15 protein-coding genes are annotated in these 15045 nt (G+C 57.5%); 4 read left to right on the top strand and 11 right to left on the bottom strand.

Translation table 11 applies throughout. The features are described 5' to 3' along the window. Positions 1 to 2: 2 nt before the first annotated feature. From PPTH39_RS06910 to PPTH39_RS06930, 5 genes are all read right to left on the bottom strand, one after another. The gene (locus tag PPTH39_RS06910; protein WP_094999483.1) at positions 3 to 575 is read right to left on the bottom strand and encodes a hypothetical protein; all 573 of its coding nucleotides are present in this window, start codon (positions 573 to 575) and stop codon (positions 3 to 5) included. After that, positions 572 to 1450, bottom strand: a complete 879-nt coding sequence (locus PPTH39_RS06915; protein WP_095019073.1) for a hypothetical protein — start codon at positions 1448 to 1450, stop codon at positions 572 to 574. The genes PPTH39_RS06910 and PPTH39_RS06915 overlap by 4 nt, the downstream gene beginning before the upstream one ends. 31 nt (positions 1451 to 1481) lie before the next feature. Further along, on the bottom strand, positions 1482 to 1727 hold the full coding sequence (locus tag PPTH39_RS06920) for an acyl carrier protein (RefSeq protein ID WP_094999482.1): 246 nt from the start codon (positions 1725 to 1727) through the stop codon (positions 1482 to 1484). A 27-nt stretch (positions 1728 to 1754) separates the two neighbouring features. Next, positions 1755 to 2684 carry a hypothetical protein gene (locus PPTH39_RS06925; protein WP_094999481.1) on the bottom strand — a complete coding sequence of 310 codons (930 nt, stop codon included), beginning with the start codon at positions 2682 to 2684 and terminating at the stop codon, positions 1755 to 1757. Positions 2685 to 2913: 229 nt separating this feature from the next. Then, positions 2914 to 4641 carry an AMP-binding protein gene (locus tag PPTH39_RS06930; RefSeq protein ID WP_094999480.1) on the bottom strand — a complete coding sequence of 576 codons (1728 nt, stop codon included), beginning with the start codon at positions 4639 to 4641 and terminating at the stop codon, positions 2914 to 2916. 671 nt (positions 4642 to 5312) lie between these two features. Between PPTH39_RS06930 and PPTH39_RS06935 the strand changes: the two genes are divergently transcribed. From PPTH39_RS06935 to PPTH39_RS06945, 3 genes are all read left to right on the top strand, one after another. Continuing rightward, the gene (locus tag PPTH39_RS06935; RefSeq protein ID WP_130871813.1) at positions 5313 to 7427 is read left to right on the top strand and encodes a mechanosensitive ion channel family protein; all 2115 of its coding nucleotides are present in this window, start codon (positions 5313 to 5315) and stop codon (positions 7425 to 7427) included. A 144-nt stretch (positions 7428 to 7571) separates the two neighbouring features. After that, entirely contained in the window at positions 7572 to 8456 is an 885-nt protein-coding gene (locus tag PPTH39_RS06940) for a sugar nucleotide-binding protein (RefSeq protein WP_094999478.1), read from the top strand. Then, complete coding sequence (locus tag PPTH39_RS06945; RefSeq protein ID WP_094999477.1) at positions 8449 to 9378, top strand: NAD-dependent epimerase/dehydratase family protein; 930 nt, start codon at positions 8449 to 8451, stop codon at positions 9376 to 9378. The genes PPTH39_RS06940 and PPTH39_RS06945 overlap by 8 nt, the downstream gene beginning before the upstream one ends. Positions 9379 to 9437: 59 nt before the next feature. Here the strand turns inward: PPTH39_RS06945 and PPTH39_RS06950 are convergent, their stop codons facing one another. From PPTH39_RS06950 to PPTH39_RS06970, 5 genes are all read right to left on the bottom strand, one after another. After that, entirely contained in the window at positions 9438 to 10136 is a 699-nt protein-coding gene (locus PPTH39_RS06950) for an OmpW/AlkL family protein (RefSeq protein WP_094999476.1), read from the bottom strand. Between the two features lie 240 nt (positions 10137 to 10376). Then, the gene (locus PPTH39_RS06955; protein WP_371926176.1) at positions 10377 to 10886 is read right to left on the bottom strand and encodes a DUF3299 domain-containing protein; all 510 of its coding nucleotides are present in this window, start codon (positions 10884 to 10886) and stop codon (positions 10377 to 10379) included. A gap of 25 nt (positions 10887 to 10911) precedes the next feature. Beyond that, entirely contained in the window at positions 10912 to 12177 is a 1266-nt protein-coding gene (locus PPTH39_RS06960; RefSeq protein WP_095019069.1) for an ABC transporter permease, read from the bottom strand. Between the two features lies 1 nt (position 12178). Then, positions 12179 to 12889, bottom strand: a complete 711-nt coding sequence (locus tag PPTH39_RS06965; protein ID WP_094999473.1) for an ABC transporter ATP-binding protein — start codon at positions 12887 to 12889, stop codon at positions 12179 to 12181. A gap of 51 nt (positions 12890 to 12940) precedes the next feature. Further along, a complete protein-coding gene (locus PPTH39_RS06970; protein ID WP_095020966.1) occupies positions 12941 to 13504 on the bottom strand; it encodes a DUF2796 domain-containing protein in 564 nt (187 codons plus the stop codon). Between the two features lie 133 nt (positions 13505 to 13637). On the opposite strand from PPTH39_RS06970, the gene PPTH39_RS06975 reads away from it, so the two are divergent. Then, positions 13638 to 13985: a hypothetical protein gene (locus PPTH39_RS06975; RefSeq protein WP_094999471.1), complete on the top strand. Its 348-nt coding sequence runs from the start codon at positions 13638 to 13640 to the stop codon at positions 13983 to 13985. A gap of 164 nt (positions 13986 to 14149) precedes the next feature. Here the strand turns inward: PPTH39_RS06975 and trxA are convergent, their stop codons facing one another. Beyond that, positions 14150 to 15025 (bottom strand): thioredoxin, encoded by an 876-nt coding sequence (trxA, locus tag PPTH39_RS06980; RefSeq protein ID WP_094999470.1) that lies wholly within the window; start codon positions 15023 to 15025, stop codon positions 14150 to 14152. Positions 15026 to 15045 lie beyond the last annotated feature (20 nt).

Genomic DNA, 15045 nt, shown 5'->3' on the forward strand with positions numbered 1-15045 from the left:
GATCACACCTGTACGTGCGTGCATTTCGGTTGAGAGGTGGTGAACGGCTCATGCACAGGAGATGTGTGCACCTGTGCCGCGAAGTAGTCCAGGTCGGGTAAGAACCACTCGGTGATGGCTGGCGTTTGCGCGGTATTCCAGGCTGCGATGTGCAGGAGGTTATCGCCGCCGTCCCACAGGTCGCGGCGAATCTGTTCGGCGCTGATCCAGACCACCGGCGTCTGTAGCTGGCGCGCCCAGAACAAGGCTTCGTTCCATAAATGGGCGCCCATCGTCACGCGTGGATCGAGCAGGTTTTTTGGCAACGCAAGGTCGATGGAAGGCATGCGTACCTGCGCCAGGAGAAGCGTCTGCTCACCGCAGCTGTCCCAAATGTACTGGGCCAGCGTGGACAGCAGGGTGTAGTACTGCTGGTTGTTGACCAGCACAGGCGCGGGATTGTCGTGTGCGTACACACTTCGGCGTGCATAGTCTTGCGTTTCGAGCAGTGGCAGGTTGCGAGCCGAACAAGGGATCGCCAGGTTGTAATCGGGGTTACGCTGCAACAGCAGGGAACAGGTTTGCGCGCTCTTCACATTTCACCTTCCAATGCATAGTGCAGATCAGGCGCGAGGGTTATCTGGGCAATCGAAAAATAGCCGTTCATTGCCAGCGAAGAAACGATGCAATCGCTACCCGTGTGCGCGGAACCCGCGCCCAGCTCCCCCAATAGCGAAAGCCAGGGGTCGCTGCCGAATGAATGGCCAAATCGTTGATAATGGTCGGCGTGCACAGACGAAGTGTCGAAGCACTTGAACAGCGCGCGGCGCGACATCTCTGGAAAAAACGGTACTGCAATGCCTAGACCTGGCCGGCTTTCGGTGAAACTGCGCAGGTTTCGTCCTAATTGCAGTAGCGCATTAGCCTGGCTTGAAGTGCCGATGACCAGCATGTTTTTGGCCTCTGGAATCACGTCAATCACTAACGTGCAGATGCCAAAACCGGAATTCCCCCAGCGGTTGTTGCCTAACCAGTAAGTAAAATTGTGGATATCGGTATCGACAATCTGCAGTAACAGCCTGCGACGACCGCTGAACTGAGCCTTCCCCTGGATATATCGCAGGATGAAACCCCAGCCCGTGCATTCATAGGCGTTGGTGACCCAGTCAGGACGGCGCCCATACTGGGTGGCTATCGCCTCCTGGAAATAGCCTGCATGTGGCGAACCGTCTGCCAAAAACTGTGACAGCACAGTAGAGCTCACCACGTAATCGTCGATAGGGCCTGCGTCGCTTGCATAGCGGCAAGCCTCATCGCCTACCCGCTGCCCCAATGCCAACGCTGCATCCTCCAGGCTGACCTGGTGCGATACAAAGGGCGTTTCTGTGCGTCGGTAAGCTAGCGTATGGACCCTGAAAGCCGGAGCGGTGCCAAGCGACTGCGTTGATGCAAAGGGCTGCGAGTTCGACATGTTGAGCTTCTGGTATGAGGGTGGCTGGCGATCAGGCGACTTGTTGCTGCTGCAACTGCGAGTCGATTTGCTCCAGAGTGGTGTACTGCGTGATGTTCAGTTGCTCAGGATCAATCGATCCGTAGAGCTGTTCGCAATAGACGATCAGCTCAACCACGTTGAGTGAATCGATACCCAGTTCGCCCAAACCGACATGGGTATCGACGGATTCGATATTGAGAATCTTGGCGGCTTCTTTCTTCAGAAGTTCCAGCGTGTTGAGGGTTTCAGTCGTCATTGGTGCATCTCCTGGGGTTAAAGCGGATTAAAGTGAGTCGGATACGGGCTTGGCTACGCGCATGCTTGCGCGCAATTCGTGATAACAGCGGTAAGAGCTGCCTTCCATTTTGGTAAACGCCAACAGATCACGCTGGTCGAGAAAACTCGGTACGGCAGAGCGGCTGACCAGATGCAAAAGCAGTTCATTGGAGGCGAATTTCAGTGCCAGCACGCGGTGCACGTCTTCGCTCTCATAGCGGTCGGACAGCGTCTTGGTACGGGCGGCGGCAGCGATGAAGTCGCGTGACGCGCGTTCGTCGGGTGTCAGTTCGAGGCGGCCCTGACTTGCCAGCCAGTCAACATGGGCCATCAGTGCGCGCACCAGGAAAGGCCGTACCGTCGTCAGGTATTTATTGAGTACCGCAGGGCCGCCCACTTTCAGACGATCTTCTTGGGAAACCTGCACCGTGCCCTTGACGTTCCCCAACTGCACGACATCGCCGAGAAAGGGCTCGCCGCAGAGGGTTCGCTTGAGGGTCTTGTATTGCTCGGGCCAGACCAGGAAGGCCGAGGGGAAAAACGAGCCCGGCGTGCGGGCGGCAACGATTGCCATGCCATCAAGGTTGGCGTACATGCCCCATACCTTGTCGATATGCAGCTTGAAACCATCCCCTTCAGGCTGGGCGACAGTGCGCCAGCTAGTGAGGGTAGGGCCGCCGGCATCACTCATCAGAAAACGCAGGGCACTGCCCGCATCAATGCTGGCGCGCGCCCGTTCGTATTGATCCGGCGTCAGGAACAGCGAAAACAAATGGGCGAAGTTCTGCATGAACGATCGGTAGTGCAACGCCAGACCGTCTTGCTGAATGCGCTCCAGAATATGTTCCAAGTCATGGCTCGGCTGCGACAGGGCCACCGAGGGGCGGTTTAATTGCTCGGCAGGCTCATAGTCTTGCGGTGTCTGCGAAATCAACATATCTGAATCCATCAGTCGCACTGAAGCGCGCGAAATAATATGGATCAAGTGAGCGGGCAGTTCGCCGTATGTCGATAAGCGATGAAGAACCGGTTGTGCACACACATTCAATAATGAATGGCGTGACGAAGCCGTATCCCCACCTTGCGTCAAAGTGTGCATAGTGTGTGATCCAGTATTTGAAAGTTGCAGTGCTTCAGTGTGTCGATGTTATTGGCGTGGTTGTAGATTAACTAACAAGCTGTTCGCGATCGGCCTTGTCTTTGTTGTCCAGTACGGTTTGCAGATAAATAGTTCGGCATTCCAGGCGCTTGAGTTTGTTGCTGGTCGTACGTGGCAAACTTCCGGGTAGCACGAATGTAATGGCGTGGGCACCAAATCCGAACTTCTCACGCAATTGGTTTTGAAGTTGGGTGCGCAGTTCGATAGGGTTATGCTTCGTTTCAAGCTCGATCAGAATCGCCAGGCTCTCGGTTCTCTGTGTCTCGTCGTAGATACCGAAGGCCGCTATTGCATTACCCCCGCTGGCCAATAAAGGGTGTGAGGCAATGACGTCTTCAATTTCATGGGGGAAATAATTACTGCCACGGATAATGATGAGTTCTTTCTTGCGGCCGAGTACAAACAAGTGCTCATCCACGCGATAACCTATATCCCCGGTCGCAAACCAGTCGCCGCTCTGGTAGTGCTCGGTCTGGCCTTCGGCGGGTAAATAGCCGGACATGACCGAAGAACCACGTATGAAAATTTCGCCCACTTCGCGGTCCTTGGCGTCGGAACTGTCCAAAGCCCTTACCGCCACTTGCATCCCGTCAATCGGCCGGCCCATCGACAGTACGGTTTCTACCCGCCGACTGTTATCGTCGGCGCGGCGTGCCTGCCAATGATCGATTACCGCGCCGGAGTCGATACGGTCAGGAATCACGTAGGAGAGCGCCTGCTTGTCGTAATCAAAGGTCGTGTTATGCATGGTCACTGCCAGCGTCGATTCCGCCATGCCGTAGCAGGGTTGCAGCGCAGAACGTGAAAGGCCGTGGGGCGAGAATGTCTGTGCAAACTCCCTCAGGCAGGCTTCATCGACCCTTTCGGCGCCGACAAAGATATTGCGCAACTTGCTCAGATCCACCTCTTTCATTGACGCTTCGCGGTAACGGCGAATGCAATACTGCAGGGCGAAAGTCGGCGCCGCCGTGGTGGTTGCGCCAAAGCTGGACATGCGCTTGAGCCAGCCAAGCGGGTTGCGAATAAAACTGGCCGGCTGCATCAATAGCAGCGGTGCCTGGTAATACAGGTTCGACAGTAGCGTCACCAGGCCCATGTCGTGATGCAGCGGCAGCCAGGACGCAGAGGCGTCGCCGCGTTCGACACTGTAGCCAACAACACCGCCGATACCGCGCACATTGGCGATGACATTGCGATGGCTCAGGATGGCGGCCTTGGGGCGACCGGTCGAGCCCGAGGTCAGTTGCACATGATGGCCGCTGTCAGCCTGGCAGCGTTCCACGCGCACTGGAAACCCTGCGCTGGCAGCGAGGCTCACCTCTGCGCTCGTGACCACGCGTACAGGCAGGTTGGAAAGCAAGCGCTGGAGTGCCGGTGTATTGCTTTCGGATGCGATCAGCAGGCGCGGTGCAAACAACTGACAGGCCACATATATCTGATTGCGCGGTGAGTCTGCCATCAATCTTCCAGGCAGCGCGACGGTGCAAGGCAAGGCGCCAATCAACACGCATCCAGTCAGCAGTAACAAGTGATCGATCGATGCCGGCAGGGCAAGAATAACCAGGTCATTACGAACAACCCCCAGTTCGGTCAGGGCTGAAGAGACCGCCAATGCTTGTTGTGCCAACGCTGCATAGGAAATGCTTTTTTCTTCCCCGTTCTCTTCTATAACAGTAATTTGCCGCAGTGCACTTTGCTGTGGATTATCCAAGGCAGACAAAATAGCATCGATCATTGTTTCCAATTTCCGATCTCCGGGAAGTCAATCAAACAAGTCTGTCAAATATTACAAATTCAATACAACGCTCTAGTGAGCATACAAACCTGTAGTGCCCGGTCTGGCGGACTTTATGGGATGGAACAGTGTTTGTAAATCGGTCGGGTGAAAGTTTCATAATCTTTCATGTTCGTTTGTAGTCGGCGCTATTGCCCGGTTCTAAAGCAAGTTTATAGTTGTTTAAGTGTCTAAACACTTGTTACTCGGCGTTGGATGTTTTGTATTTAAGTCGTGCGCGCAGTCGTTTGCTTTTGTAGTACGTGTCGACTCTTTAGTTGTGGGAGTGTCTCGAATAAGTCGTTGGTAGTGCGGGGTAAGCGTGCTCTTCAAGATCACGTATTTCGGCGCTTCCGGCGTATTCTTATAACGGGCGTACTCGTCGTCCAATGAGTACTTTCTCTCCCGGTTTGGTGTTTGCTGCAGTTACGATGCCTGATCTTCGGGTTACACATTTTGTCTAGTGGTGTATTGAATGGCGGCAGTTTCAGGCAAGCCTCAACCGATTATTTCCCGCGCCTGACGTGTCATTGACTACGCTGTACCTGATCTAAATTACAGACGCGCCCTGTCTCGAACCTAATCCCTTCGATACGGTTGGCCTATCAAGGATGTGCAGGAGGCCCCCGGGTTTGTACAAATTCAAAACAGTGTTTCTGCTTCTTGTCCTGTTGTGCTCGGGCAATGGCATGCTTTTGGCCGCCCCTACGCTGGCCTCTGTGATCAAGGCCGAGGAATCCGATGGCAAGCCTCCCGTGCTGGTGGATGGCGGGCTGCTGGGTGCCTTGGGTGCGGGGATGGACGAGGTTCAAGGTCAGCTCGGCCTGAGTATGCAGTTGCTGGACGCCTGGCGTTTACGCACCGAGCGGGCGGCAGGTGAAGTAGGGCAACTGGTCGAGCAGGCATCCACACATCCTTCCTGGAGTGGTGTAGGCGACTTTTTCTTGCTGACGGTTATCTGGTCCGGCGTTTTTTTCGGGTTGATGCTCGCAGGAAGATTGCTGGCGCGTTATTTGTGTACCACGCGTTCGATGGTTGACCGGCCACGCATCCAGACGCTGGTGGGTTATGTGGTGCCCTACATGTTGCCTGCGCTGGTCTCGTTGATGCTGGCCCTGTACGCCAGCCGCATGCTGCAAGACACCTTGGGTCGCTCGTTCGGCCTGACCCTGACCTATGCCGGCAGCGCCGGGGTGTTCTGTGTGGCGCTGGTGCTGTCACTGAGTACCTTGTTTGAAACGGGCCACAAGCGCCGCGCGGTGCAGATTATTCGTCAGTACTCGAAACGGGCGCTGTTCTTGATCGGCTTTTTTTCGGCACTGAGCGACGCAATGAGCAGCCCGCAAATTGCGCGGCAAATCGGCGGCAATATCGCCAGTTGTCTGTCGGTATTCGCCGGCCTGCTGGCGTGCGCCATTCTGGGCTGGCTGGTGGTACGGCTGCGGCGGCCCGTGGCTCACCTGATCCGCAATCGGGCCCTGGCACAACGGCTCGGGCAGCCAGCCTTGCAAGAGTCGTTGCGCATTTTTTCGGTACTCTGGTACTGGCCCGTGCTGCTGATGTTGCTGGTGAGCGCGCGCAATTTACTGGGCGTGGGTGAGGGCAGTGAACGTGCCTTGCGCAGTGCATTGCTGACATCGGGCCTGCTGATCGGCACGGTATTTCTGAGCACGATTCTGCATCATTCATTTCGGGCGCGAACCCAGCATACAGGGGCCTATAAAGAGCGTTTTATCGGTGTGGTTTACGCATTGCTGCGCATTGCCCTGGCCGTGACCTTTATTGAGTTGCTGGCGAAGATCTGGGGTTTCTCGCTGTTGGCCTTCGCTTCCGACAGCAATACCGGCAAGGTCATCAGTGACTCCCTGGGCCATATCCTGTTGATCCTTCTGGTGACCTGGTTGACCTGGGTGGTGCTCGACACGGCCATTCAACAAGCGCTGGAACCGGCCACCAACCGGCGCGGGAGCCATGAGCCCAGTACGCGAATCAAGACCATCCTGCCGCTGGCGCGCAATGCTATCAAAGTGATTCTGGTGGTGATCTGTACCATCACCACCATGGCCAATCTGGGGGTGAACGTCGCGCCCTTCCTTGCTGGCGCCGGGGTGATAGGCCTGGCCATCGGCTTTGGCTCCCAGCAGTTGGTGCAGGACGTGATTACCGGACTGTTTATCATTATTGAAGACACCATCTCGGTGGGTGACTGGGTGGTGATCGACTCCGCCCATGCCGGCACCGTCGAGGGGTTGACCATACGAACCCTGCGCCTTCGCGATTCGAGAGGTTTTGTCCATTCGGTGCCTTTCGGTCAGATCAAGGCCGTCATCAACCATTCCCGGCAGTTTGCCTATGCCTTTTTTTCCGTGCAGTTCACCTATGACACCGATATGGACAAAGCGACGGCCCTGATTCGGGAAGCGGGGAGCCAGATCAGCAGCGATCCTCTGCTCAGCCTGAGCCTGCAGGGTTCGCTGACGATCTTTGGCGTCGACAGCATGAACCTCGATGGCGTGACCATAACCGCGCAGTTCCGAACCATGTCCGGGGCGCAGAACACTGTGAGCCGGGCATTCAATGACCGGCTTAAAAAGCTTGTGGATAAGTCGCCGGATGTTCACTTCGCACAGCATTATCCACAGGGGTTTCTGCTGCCCGTGCGGGAGCCGGAACAAACGCTGCCAGCGGACTCCTTGGCGCAACGGTCTACGGTATTACTGACTGATATTCCGCCCAGATCCCAATGAAGGCCTTTTAGCATGAGGCAGTTTGTCAGTGACGGGTGGGCAAGAAACCCGCAAAATGCGGCTATCTTGATTAGGGTCAGCAGCTTTCACGGCTGGTTTTCTGGTATACATCACCGTTCTAAATAGACTGAGCCTGCATACTTTATGCGAATGCGCCTTATGTTATTGGGCGGCGGAAATGCCCTCGGGCAGGCGCTGATTCGTCTGGGTGCCGAGGAAGACATCAATTTCCTAGCCCCGCGCCCGCCGCAAGACGGTTGGGACGCCGCGAGCCTCACGCAACTGCTCGATGACACCCGCCCGGATGCTGTCATCAACCTTGCGTACTACTTCGACTGGTTTCAGGCGCAGACAGTAAGCGAGTCGCGTCTTGCCGCCCAGGAGCGCGCTGTCGAGCGTCTGGCCGAGCTGTGCCAGCACCACAGCATCACCTTGTTGCAACCTTCCAGCTATCGGGTTTTCGATGGCTCGCGTGCGACGGCCTACAGCGAAAAAGACGAGCCCGTCCCGCTCGGGTTGCGCGGTCAGGCACTGTGGCGTATAGAACAAAGTGTGCGGGCCATTTGCCCGCAACATGTGCTGCTGCGTTTTGGCTGGTTGCTCGATGACAGCCCGGATGGCACCCTCGGGCGGTTTCTGGCCCAGGCCGAAAAACCGGGTGAGTTGTTGATGGCCGATGATCGACGGGGCAACCCGACGCCGGTGGATGATGCTGCGCGGGTGATTATCTCGGTACTCAAGCAGCTCGATTGCGCGGCGCCGCTGTGGGGCACTTACCACTACGCCGGGCACGAAGCGACAACGCCGCTGGCGCTGGGGCAGGCAATCCTGGCCGAGGCCCGTAACCTGCACGAACTGGCAATCGAAGCGCCGACACCCCAGGCGCACGCCGCGCGGCCCGACGCGGCAGAAGAACCCCAGCACGCGGTGCTGGCGTGCAAAAAAATTCTACACACCTTCGGGATCAAGCCTCGCGCCTGGCGTGCGGCGCTCCCCACTTTACTGGACAGGTTTTATCGTCATGGTTGATGCTCCCGTTTTAATCACCGGTGGTGCCGGTTTTATTGGCTCCAACCTGGTAGACGCCTTGTTGGCCAAGGGCTACTCCGTAAGAATTCTCGATGACATGTCCACAGGCAAACGCAGCAACTTGCCAATGGCCAACTCGCGGGTCGAGCTGATTGAAGGTGACGTGGCCGATGCCGCACTGGTTGCCAAAGTCATGGCCGGTTGCAGCGCAGTGGTTCACCTGGCGGCGGTTGCTTCGGTACAAGCCTCGGTAGACGACCCGGTGCGTACTCACCAAAGCAACTTCATCGGCACCCTGAATGTGTGCGAAGCCATGCGCGAAACAGGGATCAAGCGCGTTGTTTTCGCCTCCAGTGCTGCGGTCTACGGCAATAACGGCGAAGGCGAGTCGATTGTCGAAGACACGCCTAAAGCGCCATTGACACCTTATGCCGCCGACAAGTTGTCCAGCGAGTACTACCTGGATTTCTATCGTCGCCAGCACGGTCTGGAGCCGGTGATCTTTCGCTTCTTCAATATCTTTGGCCCGCGCCAGGACCCATCCTCGCCTTATTCGGGCGTGATCAGCATTTTCAGTGAGCGTGCTGAAAAGGGCCTGCCGATCACCATCTTTGGCGATGGCGAACAAACGCGCGACTTCGTGTATGTGGGTGATCTGGTCAAGATTCTGGTGCAAGCCGTCGAAACCGAGAACGCTGAAGCGGGTGCCGTGAACGTAGGCTTGAACAAGGCCACTACACTCAATCAAATGCTGGCAGCGTTGAGCGAAGTGGTCGGCGAGTTGCCACCGATCAGCCACGGTCCGGCCCGCTCGGGTGATATCCGCCATTCCCGTGCTGACAATAGCCGTTTGTTGCAACGCTTCACCCTCGGTGAAACCACACCAATGAGTGTCGGGCTGGCACGCCTGCTAGGCCGCTAAGAACCACCCGCCCACAAAAAAGGCGCCTTTCGAAGGCGCCTTTTTTATGATTGCCGGACTTAGAATTTGTAGCCCAGGCCAACCATGTATACCCATGGGTCCACGTCTACGTTGACCTTGGCACGAGTGCCTGGTGCCACGGCGTTGTTTTCCACAGTGGCGCGGGTGTCGATATCGATATAACGCGCCTGGGCGTTGATCATGATGTTGTCGGTCAGCATGTAGTCAGCACCCAGCTGCCAGGCCATGCCCCAGGAGTTTTTTGCCTTGAAGTTGTCGAACCCTTCGGCGCTGGCACGGCTGCCGACGTGTTCGTCGTAGATCCAGGTGTAGTTGATGCCGGCACCAACGTAAGGCTGGAATGCCGATTTGGTATCCAGTGGGTAGTACACAACGCTCAGGGTTGGCGGCAAGTGTTTGAGGCTACCCAGTTTGCCGTTGGCGGCTGCCAGGCCAGTACCCTTGAGTTTCACGTCATGCTCAAACGGTGTGGCTGCCAGCAATTCGATACCCACATGGTCGGTGATCATGTAAGCGAAGTTCAGACCCAGTTGCGTGTCGCTGCTCATGGTCGCCTTGCCACCCAGATCAGCACCTGCCAACGGGCCTTGATCAACCTTGACGCTGGAGCTGTCGGCTTTCGGGTTTACCGTGATAGCACCGGCACGCACGATGATGTCGCCTTCCGTGTGCGCGTGGGCAAGAGGGGCGACGACGGCGAGCGCAAGGGCGGCTGCGCTGAGCAAAGACTTGTGCATGGGAGCTCCATTTGGATATTTAAAATTTATATAACCAATGGTAATGAGCGCCCAGGCCTGTTCAGTTGACCCAGCTCAATGAAAGCGTGAAGTTGTGAAAAATTCGTTAATTGCCCAGAGCTCCTCACCCCAACCCTCTCGCGGAGGGAGAGGGAGCTGATGGGTGGCGTTGCGCAAACCTGCTTTTGCTTTCAGTCCCTTCTCCCACTGGAAGAGGGCTAGGGTGAGGGGCCTTTGGGGTTACTCCGGCAATTCATACACCACGATCCGCTGAGCATCCATCTGATACCCCGCATCCGCCAGTTCGCTAGTGCTGGCCTTGACCTGCAGCGCGCCCACGATCCAGTACGGCTGGTACAACTCGTCGAGTTTGACCCCTTCCTTGCTGGTCACGTGCACGATCTGGTTCGACGGCGGTGGCGGTACATGGATGCAGGCACCGAAGTACGGCACCAGCAAAAAGTCCGTGGTGCGCCCGTCTTCGCTGACTTCAAGGGGCACGATATACCCCGGCAGGCGAATCAACTGGCCATCCAGCGCCGGGACCACCGGCGCATTGGGCAAGTCCTGCCTGGCTGCCGGGGCGGCTTCCATATTGCCCATCTGCGAGAGGTCATGCAGGGGCGTCATGTCCGGTGCTTCAGGCGGCGCATCCGCCGGGATCATTTCCGACCAGGTCAGCTCTTTCGGTTCGGCCGCCAACAGCGGCGTCGCAACCAGCAGTAACAGTGCCAGCAGCACGCGAGACATTGCAGACCTTTTCATAAATGTAAGCTCATAAACGAATGGACAGACCATCTGCCAGCGATTGTCGGTAGGCGCGCCAGGCAGGCACGCAGCCCATCAACAGGGCCGCTGCCAGAATACCGCCGAGCAGCGTCCATTCATATTCACTTGGCCACGCCAGTGGCAAATACAACCCGTAGTTCGATTGCACATAGCCTTGCGCGACGGCAATGCACACATACAACAGACCGACACCGGCGATCACTCCGGCGAGTGCCAGAGCCAGTGCTTCGAACACCAGTAACGTGGCGATATGCCAAGGGCGGGCGCCCACGGAGCGCAAGATCGCCATCTCGCGGCGCCGCTCATTGAGGCTGGTCAAGATTGCGGTGAGCATGCCGATCAGTCCGGTCAGTACCACAAACAGCGACACCACAAACAACGCTTTTTCAGCAGTGCTCATCAAGCTCCAGAGTTCCTGCAGGGCTACGCCGGGCAAAATCGCCATCATCGGCTCACCGCGAAAATCGTTGATCTCCCGTTGCAGGGCAAAAGTCGAAATTTTGCTGTTCAGGCCCAGCATGAACGCAGTGATGGCCTGGGGGGTTAGGTCCATATTGCGGGCCTGGTCAGCGCTGATACGCCCGGCACCGTGGGCGGGCACGCCGTTATGCCAGTCGATATGGATTGCTTCCATACCGCCCAGGCTGATATGCAGCGTGCGGTCCACCGGGGTACCGGTGCGCGCGAGAATGCCAACCACGGTGAACGGTTTGTCGTCGTGCTTGACCAGGCTGATCGCCGCCACGCCATGAGCCAGCACCAGTTTGTCGCCCAGTTTGTAATGCAGGGCATCGGCGACTTCGGCACCCAGTACCACTTCGAACGGATCGCTGGCAAAAGGACGGCCGCTGGCCAGTTTCAGGTTTTGCTTGTGGCCGTACTGGTAGTGCTCGAAGTACGCCTCGCTGGTGCCCATCACCCGATAGCCGCGGTGCGAGTCGCCCAGGGACATGGGGATGGCCCATTTCACTTTCGGGTTGTTGGCGAAATGTTCAAAGCTGTCCCAACGAATATTGTTGGTGGCATTGCCGATGCGGAACACCGAATACAGCAGCAGATTGACCGAGCCCGAGCGGGCACCCACGATCAGGTCGGTGCCGCTGATGGTACTGGCGAAGCTGGCGCGGGCTTCGGTGCGGACCCGTTCCACGGCCAGCAGGAGGCACACCGACAGGGCAATGGCGAAGGCGGTCAGCAGTGCGGTAAAGCGGCGGTTGGCCAGGCTGGCCAACGCTAGACGAAACAGATACATCTCAGACCTCTACCGACAGGGCGGCGCGATTGAGTTCAGACAACGACAGGTTACGGTCGAACAGAGGGGCCAGGCTTTGATCGTGGCTGACAAACAACAGGCTGGCACCCGCTTCACGGCATTCGGCAAACAGCAGCTGGATAAAGGCTTCGCGAGCGTCCGCGTCCAGCGCTGATGTGGGCTCGTCGGCAATCACCAGTTCGGGCTGACCGATCAGTGCGCGGGCGGCGGCAACACGCTGCTGCTGGCCGATGGATAACGAGTCTGCACGTCGCTCCAGCAGGGCCGGGTCTTTAAGACCCAGATGGGCCAGCAGGGTTTGCGCGGCGTTATCCACACTGCCGTGGCGTTGCACGGCGCGGCTGGCACGCAGTTTGGAAAAGTGGCAAGGCAGTTCGACGTTCTCGCGAACCGACAAAAATGGCAGCAAATTGAATTGCTGGAAGATATAGCCCGTGTGGTCAACCCGGAAACGGTCACGGGCCCCGGAACCCAGCTCTCCCAGCTCCTGGCCGAGCAAGCGGATGCTGCCGCTGTTGGCTTTTTGCACGCCGCCAAGCAACCCCAGCAAAGTGGTTTTGCCACTGCCACTGGGGCCTTTGAGGAACAGGGTTTCACCTGCTTGCAGGCGAAACGCCGGAATATCCAGTAGCACGGGGTGCCCCGGCCAACTGAAACTCAGGTCGCTCAGTTCAATAAGTGCTTGGGTCATTGGGGGAGGAGATCGCCTGGGAGTTGGTGGAAGTCTTTCTGTGGGAGCTGTTTAAAACTTCAGCACAGGTGCCTTGGCTGTCACTTCCACGGCTTGCTGACCGCTCGGGCCGATCAGTTGTACCTTGAATTTATGGGTGCCGGGGAATGTCTTGAAAAACTGCGCCAGATCCAGCGCTTTCAAAGCGTCCGGCGTGCTGCAGGTAAACGCATAGTGGGCTTCGATATCGCTGTGGTGGTGCTCGCCCTTGGCGCGGCCTTCTTCCGGCGCCGGGTCGAACAGCGGGCTTTTCAGTTCCTGCGCTTCAGCTGTGCAACCGGCGGCCTTGGGGATGCTGAACAGCACCAGTGGGTCTTCCAGTTGTTTGCGTACCGAGCTGACTTTGGCCTTGTCAGCGTCAGTGGTAGCAACGTGTTCAAAGCCCACCAGGTTCATCGACGGGCCATCCAGGTCCAGTTCCAGGGTCTGGCCGTCGAGCGCGACATTCAAGCTGCCTACGCCATGTTCATGGGGCGCCAGGCTGCTGTGTTCATGGTCGTGATCATGATCGTCGGCGGCGTGAGCCATCGCCAGCGGCAACAAGGCAAACGGCAAAGCAAGAAGCAAACGGCGCATGGGAGCACTCCAGCAGAAATGTGAAAATATTGTTATGTGATCTTATAACAACTGTTGCGAGAGTTTGCCCGTGTGCTTGGCGTTACGCAAGGCGCGTGGGAGCATGGCTGCAAGAAAATTGAGGAGCACGACGATGGTGCGCATTCGCGGAACGATAGGCGACTGGCCGGTGGATTTGACCGTGGAGCTGGATGAGAGCGACTGGATAAAGCTGGGCGCGCAACTGCACGTCAGTGAAGCACCGATCAGCCAGCCGCCCGCAAAACCTGCGAATCAGGATGATGCCGTGTGGGAAGCCACCAAGGATTTGCTGCGCAAGGCTGGACAGATCAGCGGGCCTGAATTGCTGGGGCAGCTTGAAGCGCTGACCGGCAGCACGGGAGCAGGCAAACGCTTGTTGGTGCGCCTGCGCCATTGTGCCGAGGTGAAAGTGGTTAGCGGTGCTGATTCGCCGATTTACAGCTGGGTTGACGTGGCGTAACAAAAACTCCCGTAGCAGCTGCCGAGGGACGAGGCTGCGTTTGGCAGCTACAGGAACACTGCAACTGTGGGAGCGAGCCTGCTCGCGAAGGTCGTTCGCGAGCAGGCTCGCTCCCACAATAGGGCTTGACCTGCAACAGAGTATCTACAGATATGTATCGGGGTTTAGTACAGCGCAGCAAACAGCTTGCGGCGGTAGGTGGTGACCAGCGGGTGATCATTGCCCAGCAGGTCGAACACCTGCAGCAGGGTCTTGTGGGTGATGCCTTCGTTGTAGCTGCGGTTGCGGGTGAACAGTTTCAGTAGCCCGTCCAGTGCGCCTTCATATTGCTGGCGTGCCAGTTGCTGGATTGCCAGTTGATACGCCGCTTCGTCGTCCTGCGGGTTTTGTGCCACGCGGGTCTTCAGGTCAGCCACATCCGGCAAGTCCGCCGCCTGGCGCAAGAACGTCAGTTGCGCCTTGGCGCCCGCCAGCTCGGCCTTGTGCTCGTCGCTCTTGACCGCATCCAGCACCGCTTGTGCTTCAGTCAGCTCGCCACGTTCAGCCAGGCAGCGGCCATACAGGATCAGCGCTTTGGCGTTGCTGTTGTCTTCAGTCAGGATGCTTTTGAGCAAGGCTTCAGCATCGGCAAAACGGCTTTCGGCAAACAGCGCCTGGGCTTGAACCAGCGGGTCTTCAACCGCAGCTTCGGGCATCACCACATGGGGCGCGAGCATGGCACGGATCGCTGATTCCGGCTGGGCTTCCTGGAAACCGTCGACCACCTTGCCGTCCTTGAACAGCACCACGGTGGGCAAGGTCTGAATGCCAATGCGGCCAACAATATCCTGCTCGACATCACAGTTGACCTTGGCCAGCAGCAGTTCGCCCTGATAGTCCTCGGCAATTTGCTCCAGGATCGGCAGCATCACCTTGCAGGGAGCGCACCACTCGGCCCAGAAATCCACCAGTACGGGTTGGTCGAATGAGGCCTGGACCACCAGCCTGTCGAAGTCAGTGGAGGTCACGTCGAAGCTGTAAGAAGGCGTAGGCTGATTCATTTCGTGTCTCGAAGCAGGTA

The organism is Pseudomonas bubulae (assembly GCF_900618535.1).
Taxonomy (GTDB): domain Bacteria; phylum Pseudomonadota; class Gammaproteobacteria; order Pseudomonadales; family Pseudomonadaceae; genus Aquipseudomonas; species Aquipseudomonas bubulae.